This is a genomic window from Vibrio jasicida CAIM 1864 = LMG 25398 (genome assembly GCF_000400365.1).
Classification (GTDB): Bacteria; Pseudomonadota; Gammaproteobacteria; order Enterobacterales; family Vibrionaceae; genus Vibrio; species Vibrio jasicida.
Genome location: NZ_BAOG01000041.1, coordinates 118,220 through 130,212, shown reverse-complemented (window position 1 = coordinate 130,212; position 11,993 = coordinate 118,220). Strand labels below are relative to the sequence as shown.

Annotated in this window: 11 protein-coding genes; 6 read left to right on the top strand and 5 right to left on the bottom strand. The window is 44.3% G+C overall.

The genetic code is table 11. The annotated features are described in order from the left end of the window. Positions 1-37: 37 nt before the first annotated feature. The gene (locus VJL_RS12355; protein WP_081094899.1) at positions 38-709 is read right to left on the bottom strand and encodes a GntR family transcriptional regulator; all 672 of its coding nucleotides are present in this window, start codon (positions 707-709) and stop codon (positions 38-40) included. 152 nt (positions 710-861) lie between these two features. Next, entirely contained in the window at positions 862-2,274 is a 1,413-nt protein-coding gene (gene pykF, locus VJL_RS12350) for a pyruvate kinase PykF (RefSeq protein ID WP_038866152.1), read from the bottom strand. Between the two features lie 432 nt (positions 2,275-2,706). Here pykF and VJL_RS12345 point away from each other — a divergent pair, with 432 nt between their 5' ends. From VJL_RS12345 to VJL_RS12320, 6 genes are all read left to right on the top strand, one after another. Continuing rightward, entirely contained in the window at positions 2,707-3,468 is a 762-nt protein-coding gene (locus VJL_RS12345) for a DeoR/GlpR family DNA-binding transcription regulator (protein ID WP_038866154.1), read from the top strand. Between the two features lie 115 nt (positions 3,469-3,583). Beyond that, a complete protein-coding gene (gene glmS, locus VJL_RS12340; RefSeq protein WP_038878289.1) occupies positions 3,584-5,416 on the top strand; it encodes a glutamine--fructose-6-phosphate transaminase (isomerizing) in 1,833 nt (610 codons plus the stop codon). A 221-nt stretch (positions 5,417-5,637) separates the two neighbouring features. Next, a complete protein-coding gene (locus tag VJL_RS12335; RefSeq protein ID WP_038878286.1) occupies positions 5,638-6,753 on the top strand; it encodes a DUF481 domain-containing protein in 1,116 nt (371 codons plus the stop codon). A 130-nt stretch (positions 6,754-6,883) separates the two neighbouring features. Next, the gene (locus tag VJL_RS12330; protein ID WP_038878284.1) at positions 6,884-7,261 is read left to right on the top strand and encodes a DUF3316 domain-containing protein; all 378 of its coding nucleotides are present in this window, start codon (positions 6,884-6,886) and stop codon (positions 7,259-7,261) included. 94 nt (positions 7,262-7,355) lie between these two features. Next, complete coding sequence (locus VJL_RS12325) at positions 7,356-8,045, top strand: heavy metal response regulator transcription factor (protein WP_038866163.1); 690 nt, start codon at positions 7,356-7,358, stop codon at positions 8,043-8,045. Beyond that, positions 8,038-9,432, top strand: a complete 1,395-nt coding sequence (locus VJL_RS12320; RefSeq protein WP_038878282.1) for a heavy metal sensor histidine kinase — start codon at positions 8,038-8,040, stop codon at positions 9,430-9,432. Before VJL_RS12325 ends, VJL_RS12320 begins: the two co-directional genes overlap by 8 nt. Here the strand turns inward: VJL_RS12320 and VJL_RS12315 are convergent. The 3 genes from VJL_RS12315 to VJL_RS12305 form a co-directional block, all read right to left on the bottom strand. Then, positions 9,386-10,030, bottom strand: coding sequence for an HAD family hydrolase (locus tag VJL_RS12315; RefSeq protein WP_038878280.1), 645 nt, complete (start codon positions 10,028-10,030; stop codon positions 9,386-9,388). The two genes, VJL_RS12320 and VJL_RS12315, sit on opposite strands and share 47 nt — an antisense overlap. Before the next feature lie 108 nt (positions 10,031-10,138). Then, the gene (locus VJL_RS12310; RefSeq protein WP_005437418.1) at positions 10,139-10,669 is read right to left on the bottom strand and encodes an MltR family transcriptional regulator; all 531 of its coding nucleotides are present in this window, start codon (positions 10,667-10,669) and stop codon (positions 10,139-10,141) included. Positions 10,670-10,753: 84 nt separating this feature from the next. Then, on the bottom strand, positions 10,754-11,902 hold the full coding sequence (locus VJL_RS12305; RefSeq protein ID WP_038878278.1) for a mannitol-1-phosphate 5-dehydrogenase: 1,149 nt from the start codon (positions 11,900-11,902) through the stop codon (positions 10,754-10,756). Between the last annotated feature and the right edge of the window lie 91 nt (positions 11,903-11,993).

Genomic DNA, 11,993 nt, shown 5'->3' with positions numbered 1-11,993 from the left:
TACTTCCCGATTTTTTTATGGCTAGACTTTGTGCGATTTAAGCGGTTTCAATCGCCAATTCAATACGCTCCATTGAGCTTAGCAAGTGCTTATCAAGTAAGTCCATAGCTTCTTCGCTGTTCTTCGCCAGTACCAACTTCATGATCATCTCATGCTCATCAATGTTGAACAGTACATCCTTTTCTGAGCTTAATGTTTGCATTGCGAAGTAACGGTAACGCTTGATCTGATTGATCAGGTCACTGAAGAAGTCAAACATGTTCTTAGAGTCTGCTCCTTCCAATAGAGAAATATGGAATTGATGGTGGCGTTCTTCCCACTCTTTCCAGCAGAAAGTTTCATCGAAGTTCAGGCGAGACAATTTGTGGTATGACGTCAATACATCCAGTTCCCAGCTCTCATCACCCGCTAAAATCGCCTTCTTAAGCAGAACAGAAGAAACAACACGAAGGCTTTCGTAAAGGTCATTCAGCTCCTTTTTACAGACTGGGGCAACCCAACAGCCTTTTTGCGGTTCAAGCTTTACATACTTGCTCCAAGACAGTTGTACAAGTGCTTCGCGAATAGGTGATGCACCTACGTTGTACTTCACTTTCAGATCAGCAACTACAAGCTTTTGACTTGGTTTGAGTTCACCAGTCAGGATGTCCTGACAGATCATTTTTGCAACTTTATCGGTAAGGGTAGGACTGGACACAAGCAACCTCATGAAATTTTTATTATCGTAACGACAACTAAACAGTACGTAGTTCGGTTGTGATTGATAATACAGCGTACTGATTATGAGGGCAAGATTAAATATATAAAAAAAGAGGGCCGAAGCCCTCTTTTTTATTTAACTGATGATTGAATTCTTCAGTCTTATAGAACGTGTACAGAAGCTGTGTTCGTTGTGCCTGAAGCTACTAGAGCACCAGAAACCATAACAACGATGTCGCCTTTGCTGCCGAATTCAGCTTCAAGAGCGTATTCTTTACCCATTTTGTAGAAAGCATCTGTGCTGTCGATAGACTCAACAAGAACTGGACGAACACCTTTAGTAAGAACAAGCTGAGCAGCTGTCTTTTGGTTAGTTGTCAGTGCAATGATGTTTGCAGTTGGGAAGTATTTACGTACTGAACGTGCAGATTTACCGCCTTCAGTTGCAACGATGATTAGAGGAGCTGCTAGTTTTTCTGCTGTGTCTACTGCGCCTTTACATACTGCTTCAGTAATGCGAAGACGTGGGCTGTCTAGACGAGAACCTAGTTCAGCTTTAAGAGCAGAATCAGTACGGTTCGCGATTTGAGCCATGATAGTAACAGCTTCAACTGGGTACTTACCTTTAGCAGTTTCACCAGAAAGCATTACTGCGTCAGTACCGTCCATGATTGCGTTCGCAACGTCACCCGCTTCTGCACGAGTTGGACGTGGGTTGTTGATCATAGAATCAAGCATTTGAGTTGCAGTGATAACCATCTTACGTGCACGGTTACACTTCTCGATCATCATTTTCTGAGCGAAGATTACTTCTTCAGCTGGGATTTCAACACCTAGGTCACCACGAGCAACCATGATACCGTCAGAAAGCTCTAGGATTTCGTCGAAGTTATCTACACCTTCTTGGTTCTCGATCTTAGAGATGATGTGGATATCGTTGCCGCCGTTTGCGTCTAGGATCTCACGGATTTCTTTAACGTCAGATGCTTTACGGATGAAAGAAGCAGCTACGAAATCAACGCCTTGCTCACAACCAAATTTAAGGTCAGCTTTGTCTTTCTCAGAAAGAGCTGGAAGTTGAACAGAAACGCCAGGAAGGTTAACACCTTTGTTTTCGCCTAGTGCGCCGTTGTTAAGAACTTTACACTTAACTTCTGTTTCAGTCGTAGAGATAACTTCCATTTCAATTAGGCCGTCATCTACTAGGATTGTGTTACCAGCGTTTAGGTCTGCTGCGAAACCAGCGTAAGTTACCGCTACAGTCTCTTTGTTACCAACAACTGAAGTATCAGTTGTGAAAGTGAATTCTTGACCAGCTACTAGATCTACGTCGTTACCGCCTTCTAGCTTGATAGTGCGGATTTCTGGGCCTTTAGTATCAAGAAGGATAGCAAGTTGCTTACCTACTTTGTCCATTACTTCGCGGAAGTTCGCAATACGAGTGCCGTGCTCTGCGAAATCACCGTGAGAGAAGTTAAGACGCATAACGTTCATGCCTGCGTTTACTAGTTCAGTTAGCTTCTCTACAGATTCAGTTTTAGGGCCAATCGTACATACGATTTTGGTCTTTTTCATGGAAGATACTCTCCGGTAAGTATAGTTACAATTTGAAAGTCGGTTATTTAGTCTGAAGTTAGGCGCTTTTGATGGCATTTAGTGCCTGCCATTCACCGATTTTCCGCCTCATTATTAGAACTTCAGATTCTGAAAGTCTTTCACCAAGTTTAGTCATTTTATGACTAAAAGATCGGCGATTTTGGTTACCTTTTTGTGACTAATCCCACTTTATATGCAGAAAGTTGCAAAAAAATAACCGTCAATTCTGTAATTTTTTTTCTTTTCGGTGGCGAATTCTACCACCGAATGAATCCAATATCACTGTTTAAGAATTGTCTTAGGACAAGGTTTTAACGAGAAATATTAATTTTTTGGATCGAAATAAATGGACTTAAAAGTTTCGATTTGACTATAATAAGTTTCAAGTCGAAACTTAAAATCAAAATTTAAATGTCGAAACGAAACACTCAATTAAGAAGACACGCCATTTCTAACCTAGTAAATGAGCTTGGGGAAGTCAGCGTTGATGAGCTGGCACAAAAATTTGAAACCTCAGAGGTCACGATTAGAAAGGACTTAGCTTCTTTAGAGAAAAACGGACAACTTTTGCGCCGTTACGGTGGCGCCATTGCGATTCCAACGGAAGTTATCCATGAAGAAATGAGTCCAAATGTTTCGAGTCGAAAGTTAAGTCTGGCAAAAGCAGCGGCATCACTGATCCGAGAACATAACCGAATTGTGATCGACAGTGGCAGTACAACGGCTGCGCTGATTCAGCAATTAAATGATAAACGAGGCTTGGTTGTTATGACCAACTCGTTGCATGTCGCCAATGCACTTAACGAATTAGAGAGCGAACCAACCTTGTTAATGACAGGCGGAACTTGGGATACGCACTCAGAATCCTTCCAAGGCAAAGTAGCCGAATCTGTATTACGTGCTTACGACTTCGACCAGTTATTTATTGGTGCTGATGGTATCGATTTAGAGCGCGGAACTACCACGTTTAATGAGTTAATTGGCTTAAGTAAAGTCATGGCAGAAGTGTCTCGTGAAGTCATTGTCATGATTGAGTCTGAGAAAGTGGGACGTAAGATCCCGAACTTAGAACTCGCTTGGGACCAAATTAATGTGTTGGTTACTGATGCAGAGTTACAACCAGAACACAAAGTACAGATTGAACAACATGGCGTTAAGGTTATTTGCGCCTAATCTTATAATGTAATCAGTTTCATATTTCACTTCCCTCTGGATAAAGGCCTTTGCTTGCTGCCTCTATTTGAAATCATGGTCAGGGAAGAACAAAACTACAAACGGAGATAAACACATGTGTGGAATCGTAGGTGCAGTAGCACAACGAGATGTTGCAGAAATTTTAGTTGAAGGCCTACGTCGCTTGGAATACCGCGGTTACGACTCTGCGGGCGTTGCGATTGTTGATGGTGAGGCAAACCTAACGCGTATTCGTCGTCTGGGTAAGGTTCAAGAGTTGGCAGACGCAGTAGACGAAGCAAAAGTGATCGGTGGTACCGGTATTGCGCACACTCGTTGGGCAACACACGGTGAACCTTCAGAAGTGAACGCACACCCACACATGTCTGGTGACATCGCAGTGGTACACAATGGCATCATCGAAAACCACGAAGAGCTACGTGAGCTACTTCAATCTCGTGGTTACGTATTTGAATCTCAAACGGATACTGAAGTTATCGCTCACATGGTTGAGTGGGAACTTCGCACTTCAGAAACGCTACTAGAAGCGGTACAGAAAACAGCAAAACAACTGGATGGTGCATACGGCACGGTAGCGCTGGATCGTAAAGATCCTTCACGCATCGTTGTAGCACGCTCAGGCAGCCCAATCGTAATTGGTTTTGGTGTGGGTGAAAACTTCCTTGCTTCTGACCAACTTGCGCTTCTTAACGTGACACGTCGTTTCATGTACCTAGAAGAAGGTGACGTAGCAGAAATCACTCGTCGTGATGTGACTGTATTTGATGCAACAGGTGAGCGCGTAGAACGCGAAATCACAGAATCAAACGCGGAACACGACGCAGGCGATAAAGGCCAGTACCGTCACTTCATGCAGAAAGAAATTTACGAGCAACCAACTGCGCTGATCAACACAATGGAAGGTCGTATCACGGCTGATTCTGTTGTTACTGAGGCAATTGGTGTAAACGCGGCAGAAATCCTAAGCAAAGTTGAGCACGTACAAATCGTGGCATGTGGTACGTCTTACAACGCAGGAATGACAGCGCGTTACTGGTTCGAAGACATTGCTGGCGTTAGCTGTGACGTAGAAATCGCTTCTGAATTCCGTTACCGCAAGTTTGTGACGCGTCCAAACAGCCTATTGATCACGCTTTCTCAATCTGGTGAAACCGCTGATACGCTAGCAGCTCTTCGCCTAGCAAAAGAGAAAGGTTACATGGCGGCAATGACCATCTGTAACGTAGCGGGTTCTTCTTTGGTTCGTGAATCTGACTTTGCATTTATGACCCGTGCAGGCGTGGAAATTGGTGTGGCATCAACTAAAGCGTTTACGACTCAGCTTTCAGCGCTCCTGATGCTGGTAACTGCTCTTGGTAAGCAACAAAACCGCATCAGCAAAGAGAAAGAAAAAGAGATCGTAGAAGCACTTCACGCTCTACCGAAGCAAATCAATGCAGCGCTGTCTTTCGAAAAAGAAATCGAAGCACTAGCACCTGATTTCGCAGATAAACACCACACACTGTTCCTAGGTCGTGGTGAGTTCTACCCAATCGCGATGGAAGCGTCTCTAAAACTGAAAGAGATCTCTTACATTCACGCAGAAGCGTACGCAGCAGGTGAACTGAAACACGGCCCTCTAGCGCTAATTGATGCTGACATGCCAGTTGTGGTTGTTGCACCAAGTAACGATCTTCTAGAGAAACTGAAATCAAACGTTGAAGAAGTGCGTGCTCGCGGTGGCTTGCTTTACGTATTTGCAGATGAAGACGCTGGCTTTGAAGGCGATGAGACCATGAAGATCATCAAGATGCCACACGTAAGCGAAATCACAGCAGCAATCTACTACACGATTCCAATGCAGTTGCTTTCTTACTACGTTGCACTGATCAAAGGTACGGACGTAGACCAACCTCGTAACTTAGCGAAGGCGGTAACGGTAGAGTAACTACTACAAGGTGTGATTAAGATTACACTTGCTTATGTTGTGCTATGTAAGTAGCCAGAACCTAAAGCGAAGTCACATGACTTCGCTTTTTTTATGTCTGTAGACACGGTTATGATGCGCAATACGTTGACATTCACTTGTTTACTTTCTGACACGTTGAGCGGTCTGCATCACTATCGTAATCCCACTGATGCGGTTTCAATTGAACTGAAAAGGTCATTATGAAAATCAAACTCTTGGCTTTATGTATCGCGTCCTCGCTTTACCATCCATCAGTGATGGCAGAGGAAGAAACACAAACAGAAGAGCGCAAAAGCCAAACCGTATTCATCGATGAAAGCGATGACTGGTTACAACTCAAATCTGGCGAAGTGATCAAAGGGGAACTGACTGGCACGATCAAGGAAGAAACCAATTCGTTCGATCAAGAGGTTGAATTCGATAGTGATGATCTTGGCGATCAAGAGATCGAACTGGAAGACATTGCGGTGTTAGAAACGGCAAGTTTCTTTACCATCCGGACTTCTAGTGGTGACATCTACGATGGCTATTTGTCGATTCGTGAAGACGAATTATATTTGATTAATGATGGAGAAGAATTGTCGTTCCCTGTTTCCGACGTGGTTTCGATCTATCGAGGAGCTGAGAAAGATTCTGATCATTGGACTACCGAGATCTTTTTAGGGTTGGACATAAGCAAAGGCAACACGGATGAGTTTTCACTGTTAGGTGAAGTCGATGCAGAACGGAACACGGTGGGATCGCGCACTAAGCTAAAAGCCAAACATGAAAACTCCAAGACGAATGATGAGACCACAGCCAATAACAGTTCGTTTGATGGTTCCTACGACATTTACCTAAGCAACCGTCTATTTTTTAGGCCGCTTAAGCTCTCGCTGCTTAGTGATGAGTTCCAAAATATTGATTACCAAGTCAACGCCTCGATGCAGATGGGTTATTTCATCATTGCCAATTCGCAGACAGAATGGGATGTCTCTATCGGTCCGGGTTACCAGTACACCGACTTTAAAACGGTAGAAGAAGGGGAGTCAGGCGATGCGACCAGTAACACTTTAACCTTCGAATCCAATTTTGAGTATGAACTGACAGACGACATCGATTTCAGTCATACCTACAACCTAAATTGGGCGAGCAATGATGCGGGTGGTGCTCGTCATACCAACGAGCTTGGTTTTGATATCGATCTGGTTGATGATCTTGAACTCAGCATTAAAGCCGTTTGGGACCATATCTCCGATACCAAAGCCGATGCAGAAGGTGCCGTACCAGAGAAAGACGACTATAAGTTCCATTTCGGTCTGACTTACGAGATCTGAGTAAGCTGATTATCAGTAATCAATCCTATTTTGGTTTATGACAAAAATGTCATCTTCACGATAGATTGATGTCAGGTGCGTTGTTGAATAATGAAGCCATTGAAAACAAACACACTCAAAGGTCATCAACATGAAAGCACTGAAAATCGCTCTCCTTGTAACAACAATGGCAATCACTAGCGCATCAGCATTTGCTCAACCGACTTTCACTGGTGGAAAATACATTAACCGTGAAGAAATGAAGACCATTTCTGTTGAGCCAACAGCAACCTCAGATGCGGCCTATCAACAAGCCTTAGCTGAACTAAACTCTTTAAAAGACATGTCGTCTCATGAGCTCAATAAAGAGTTGAACATCGTGACTTTCGATGTCGCAAGAAACAGCACGCACCTTCAAGACGGTGGTTTTGTTACGGTACAAGAGCGCATGAATGAGCAGGGACAATTGGAATATCAAGGTACTGTGAACGTAAAAGTGAACTACGCGCAGCGCGACAGTAATCGATAAAAATATGGAATGAAAAGAGTATGATGCAATTTGTGTCGTACTCTTTTTGTGATCGCCAATGCCGAGCGCACCCCGTTGAGATAGAGGGCTGAAATTGAAACTACTGATTGTCGAAGATGAAGTAAAAGCAGGGGAATACTTACAAAAAGGGCTGGTGGAATCGGGCTACGTTGTTGATTGGGTTCGCGACGGTGTCGATGGTTTGTATCACGCAACCAGTGAACCTTATGATCTTATTCTTCTCGACATCATGCTGCCCAAGCTCGATGGTTGGCAAGTGCTCAACACGCTGCGCAGTAGCGACATTCATACCCCAGTTATTATGCTTACTGCCAAAGAGCAGATAGAAGATCGCGTGCGTGGCTTTGAGTTAGGAGCAAACGACTACGTGGTAAAACCTTATGCGTTTGCTGAGCTGCTGGCACGTATTCAGAATGTCTTTCGTCATCATACTTCCTCTCGTGTACAGACCTCTTCTCAGACACTGCAAATTGCCGATTTAAAGCTCGATATGATGAAGCGAGTGGCAACGCGAGGCGGGCAAAGTATTACTTTAACGGCAAAGGAGTACGCGCTGCTTGAGCTTTTGATGCGTAAAGAAGGTCAGGTGTTATCACGGACAACCATTGCGTCATTGGTTTGGGACATGAACTTTGATAGTGATACAAACGTTATTGATGTTGCTATCAAACGACTGCGCAATAAAGTCGACAAGCCATTTGAAACGCCTCTGATTCATACCATTAGAGGGATGGGATATAAGCTGGAAGCGCCAGATGTTTAAGCGCCCTGCCAACCTGTCTATGCAAAACAAACTTGTGCTGATGTTTGTCGGCACGACGCTGGTGGTGTACCTCGCTTTAGCCTTTATTCTCTATTACACCATCGAGCGCCATTTCTTTACTCAAGACTATAACGAAATGGTCAGCAAATATAATGCGATAGAGAAGACCATGATGGTTTCTCCTGAGTCGGCTTATCTGCTTATCGACAACAGCTCCGCTTACATGTGGGCGTTTGAGGAGGGAGAGCAGACCTACAAAAACTCGACCCTTTCTATTCCTAACAAACTGTCTCTCACGCTGAGTTCGCCACAGATTTTGAATCAAAACAACGCAATTGAGTGGCATGAAGACTCTTTGGATATTCGAGCCTTCGCCTTTAAAGCCAAAGATGTCACTGTGGTGATAGGCACCAGTATTAACCATCATATACTGTTCCTCAATAAACTGGGGTGGATTCTATTCTGGTCGTTGGGCTTCGCGTTTTTAGCTTCTGCTCTGTATAGCCGAACCATTGTAAATCGAGGTTTGAGGCCGATTCTTACCTTAAACAAACACATCCAACATATTACTCCTGAACAGTTAGATATTCGTATTGACCCTGAGACGTTACCTATCGAGCTAAGAGAGTTAGCGATAAAGCACAATGCGATGTTGGATCGATTACAAACTGGCTTTCATCGTTTGAGTGAGTTCTCCTCTGATATTGCTCATGAGCTTAAAACGCCGCTAACTAACATCACTACTCAAAACCAAGTAATCCTTGGCGCTGCACGCAGTTCTGAGGAATATCAAGAAGCGATTGCTTCTACTTTGGAAGAGCTTGAACGGATAACCAAAACCATCAATGACTTACTGTATATCGCCAAAGCAGAAAACAAACTGATCCATCGACACAACGAGCACTTCGCGGCTCATGAACAAGTGGCTCATTTGATCGAGTATTTCGAAATACTAGCGGAAGATTCAGCGTTGGCCATTACCGCTTCAGGAGAGGCGATGTTGTATATGGACCGAAACATGTTTGAACGCGCTATCAGTAACTTATTATCCAACGCGATTCGTCATGCGTATGACGAGACGACGATTTCGGTTGATATTGAGCAGGTTGATGAACTTGTGAAGATAACCGTCAGCAACGTTGGTGAGGCAATTCCCAAGCAAAACCTACCGTATCTGTTTGACCGTTTTTATCGGGTCGACAAGTCTCGTCAACATTCAGGTAGCGTGGGAGCCGGGCTGGGTTTGTCTATCACTCAATCGATTGTTCACGCCTACGATGGAAGCATCAGCGTCATTTCAGAAGATGGCCAAACCCAGTTTTGCTTGATACTTCCAGCGGCTAAAACTGACTCAGAAGGGGAATTACTTCTTCAAGAGACGCTTTAATGATGACTCTGTCTTTGAGCTCTGGCAGAGGTGGAAGTAAATCCGGAATCATTACAGCTTGGCATTCTGCAGCGAGTGCGGCTTTGATGCCGTTGTTCGAATCTTCCAATACTAAGCACTGCTTGGCGTCCACACCTAAGTGGCGATAAGCCATTTGATAACAATCAGGGTTTGGTTTGCCGCGTTCTACATCTTCGGCGGTAATCACTAAATCAAACTGTGCAAGGTACTTGCTGCCTGCGAAATTGTGTTTTACCTCTGGAAGGTGAGAAGAGGTGACAATCGCGGTTAATAAGCCATGTTGTTTGATGGAATAAAACAGTGCGTCGAATCCGGGTTTGAGTGCAATGCCTTGATTTCTTAGATTATGGAAGTGTTCATCTCGCACGGCTTTATAGCGCGGCATATCGATGGCGTCTTGAAAATGCTCGGCGAGTATTCTTTCACATTCAGGGTCTTGGACACCGATGAATTGTTGGTAGAAATCATCGGTGATGGTTAAGCCTTGTTCGGTAGCGGCGTATTGCCAACTTTGTTTATAGATGGATTCGGTATCGAAAATCAGTCCATCCATATCAAAAAGTACAGCTTTTAACATTGGGTAGGGCTCCTACGTTTTTGGGTGTAGAGCGGCTGACATTGTTATCTTGTTATACCTAAGCAACCTCGAATCCTTTTGAAGGTAGCTTGGGTATAAAGTGTGGCGTTAGAATGGGCTCTCTTTGCCGAGTTCATTGCAGATCTCGACAATCGCAAGCGAGAGCCCTGACTTAATGATTTGTTGTTGACGTTGCAGTTGTAGCTGATAAAACTCAAGGTCGATGTCGTCATCTGGTTCGTTGACTTCCAGTTGCACCATGCCCATCTTCTTCACCAAATGCAGCTTTTTGATTGGATCTAGAATATTAGGGTCCGTGAACTCGTAGTCAGAAGCGTCGCTATTGAGATGGTTTTTGAGCTTAATGATGTCTTCGATGTCGTGGTAAATATCATCGGGAAGCACACCCAAGCCAAACAATAACTTCAAACGAACAGACAGATCGCCCAGCGGTCCCGAGTCTTGTAACAGCGGACCGACAACCGATTGAACAGCGAAGTTATCTTTACGAAAAATTCTTTGCACTAACCCGTCGATCGAATCGTTAAAAACGTCGACTGCTGCAATGAAAAAGCCTCGTACCGATGGTGCGCTGTTTAATCGCTCAATGATCTCGGTTTCGTTGATGTTATCTGCCATATACTGAATACATTTCTAATTATTAGCTATCCCAACTCTTCATGGAGATGGATATAGAAGGGGAGCCAAGCTCCCCTAGGTAAATCAAAGTTGGTTATAAAGTGTCTCGATTTGAGTCACTTCAGCACTGTTTTCTGCAAGACCCGTGTATGTCGCTAGCGTCTTCTTCACGCCCACTTCTTTTAATGAGTTTTGTAGCTCTACGGCTTGTGGATCAGTGTCGTTAGTGTACTTCAACGCAGCGGCAATGCCTTTCAAAAGTGTTTTATTTTCAGTGCTATACTCAATTGTACCGAGTAAAGGCTTCACTAATCTATCGTTTGCACCTAATTTGCGAATTGGTTGGCGACCTACGCGATCAACCTCATCCACTAAGTAAGGGTTGGCAAAGCGTCCTAGAATCTTCTCGATGTAGGCGTTGTGCATGTCACGGTCGAAGCCGTAACGTTTGATCAGCACTTCACCACTCTCTTGCATCGCCTGTTTTACTTCAGCATGAATGCTTGGGTCTTCAATCGCTTCACGAATAGTGCGATGGCCTTTCAAGCAACCTAAGTAAGCGGTAATACAGTGACCTGTATTGAGAGTGAACAGCTTGCGTTCTACGAATGCCATTAGGTTGTTGGTTCTTTCCATGCCCGCGATGTCAGGGATTTCGCCCTTGAATTGCTGCTCATCCACAATCCATTCGCTAAAGCTTTCTACCGTCACTTCTAGTGGGTCATCGTTTGCCGCTTCTGCTGGGGGCACGATACGGTCTACTGCGGAATCGACAAAGCCAACCAACTCGTCTGCTTTTGCGTGCAATGATTCATCCAAGTGTTTGTACACTTCACCTTTTAGATGTGTGGTGCCACGAACCATGTTTTCACATGCGATGATGTTCAATGGTTTATCGTTACCTGCTGTAAAGCGTTTAGCAATGCCGGTAGCGATGGTTTTTGCAATGATGTCCAGTACGTTAGGGCCCACTGCTGTTGTTACCAAATCGGTTTTTACAATGCGGTCGATGACATCTTCACTGGCTGAGTTAACCGCGGTGACGTGAGTTACTGTGTCGATTTGACACTCAGTACCGACCACTTTTACTTTGTATTCTTGCTTGTGACTCAGTTGGTCGACGAGTGGAGCGTCAACGTCTGCGAACGTCACCTCGACTTCTGCGTCTGCTAATAGTTTACCGATGAAGCCACGACCAATGTTACCTGCGCCAAAATGAACTGCGTTTTTCATAATTCTTACCTACCAATGTCTAAAATGTTGACTAAAACGAATCTAGGGTGAGGCCAACCGCATAGGGGGTGACAGCTGACCTCGGTTTGCT

Bases quoted from the DNA above. Each gene is read 5' to 3' on its own strand.
- glmS (WP_038878289.1), top strand. From the start codon at position 3,584: ATGTGTGGAATCGTAGGTGCAGTAGCACAACGAGATGTTGCAGAAATT.
- VJL_RS12335 (WP_038878286.1), top strand. From the start codon at position 5,638: ATGAAAATCAAACTCTTGGCTTTATGTATCGCGTCCTCGCTTTACCAT.
- VJL_RS12310 (WP_005437418.1), bottom strand. From the start codon at position 10,669: ATGGCAGATAACATCAACGAAACCGAGATCATTGAGCGATTAAACAGC.
- VJL_RS12315 (WP_038878280.1), bottom strand. From the start codon at position 10,030: ATGTTAAAAGCTGTACTTTTTGATATGGATGGACTGATTTTCGATACC.
- VJL_RS12320 (WP_038878282.1), top strand. From the start codon at position 8,038: ATGTTTAAGCGCCCTGCCAACCTGTCTATGCAAAACAAACTTGTGCTG.
- VJL_RS12355 (WP_081094899.1), bottom strand. From the start codon at position 709: ATGAGGTTGCTTGTGTCCAGTCCTACCCTTACCGATAAAGTTGCAAAA.
- pykF (WP_038866152.1), bottom strand. From the start codon at position 2,274: ATGAAAAAGACCAAAATCGTATGTACGATTGGCCCTAAAACTGAATCT.
- VJL_RS12330 (WP_038878284.1), top strand. From the start codon at position 6,884: ATGAAAGCACTGAAAATCGCTCTCCTTGTAACAACAATGGCAATCACT.
- VJL_RS12305 (WP_038878278.1), bottom strand. From the start codon at position 11,902: ATGAAAAACGCAGTTCATTTTGGCGCAGGTAACATTGGTCGTGGCTTC.
- VJL_RS12345 (WP_038866154.1), top strand. From the start codon at position 2,707: ATGTCGAAACGAAACACTCAATTAAGAAGACACGCCATTTCTAACCTA.